Source organism: Ereboglobus sp. PH5-5 (genome assembly GCF_029504805.1).
Lineage (GTDB): Bacteria > Verrucomicrobiota > Verrucomicrobiia > Opitutales > Opitutaceae > Ereboglobus.
On sequence record NZ_JAQFIT010000045.1, the window covers coordinates 1 to 1,013 of the forward strand.

Consider the following 1,013-nt stretch of genomic DNA (forward strand, 5'->3'; position numbering starts at 1 on the left):
CCGCCGAGGCCGAGGCTGCCGGTGCCGTGCAGCGCGCCGTCGATGCGCGCGCCGTTGGCGATTGTTTGCGTGTGGCCGTTGAGGTCGTAGGCCGCGGTGCTCGTGACGGCGAGCCATGCGGTGTTGCCGAGCGCGTTGCTCGTGCCGCTGACGAGCGTGCCGGTGTTCACGAGGGTCGTGCCGGTGTAGGTGTTGGCAGTGTTGTTGAGCGTGATCGCGCGGGTGGCGTCGATTTGCAGGTTGCCCGCGCCGGTGATCAGCGCGTGCAGTTCCGCGCCGCCGGCGGGCGGCCCGGCGTCGCCGGAGAGGGTTGTGGTTTCGTTCGCGAGGAGGTCGAGTTGCGTGAGTTCGTAGGTGATCGAGAGGCCGTTAGTGTAATCGAGCGTTTGCGCGTAGGTCGCCGTCGCGGTCGTGACTGATGCGGCGTTCTTGATGGCGGCGCTCGCGGTCGTGCCGCCGGCGAGGGTGAGGTTGGTGTTACTCAGCGCAATCGCGTCGATGAGCCGCACGCGGTGGGCTTCGTCCTGCTGCAGGAGCGGCTTGGCGAACAGGCCCGTGCTTCCGCTATAAGTCGAGGTGACTGTGACCGTGCCGCTGATGGCGTCGAGCGTGCCCGTGCGGATGATGCCCTCGGCTTGCGTGCCGCTCGCGTGGGTGAAGCCCAGCGCGCCGCCGTCGATGGTGAGGTTGCCGAGTTGCTGCGTGCCGCTCGCGACCGTTGTTGTGTTGTTCGCGCCGAGGATCACATCGGCGCCGGCGAGCGCGTTGTTGTTAAACAGATAGGCACTGTTGTTGAAGAGGGCCGTGCCAGTGAAAAAGACTGAAGGGCTGAAGGCTGAAGGGCTGAAAGAAAAGGCGTCCGTCGCGTTGGCGAGGTCTATGTGCAGGAGACCTTCGCCGGTCAGGGTGTTGCTCCAGGTCATGCTGCCGGTGGCGACGCGCAGGGTCGCGCCGGCGGCGACGGTCGCGGTGCTCACGCTGATGGCGTGCTCGTTTGCCATCACCAGCGTGCC

At 66.6% G+C, this 1,013-nt stretch carries 1 pseudogene; it reads right to left on the reverse strand.

The annotated features are described in order from the left end of the window. Positions 1 to 1,013: pseudogene (locus M2103_RS13205) on the reverse strand (hypothetical protein); the annotation flags it as partial.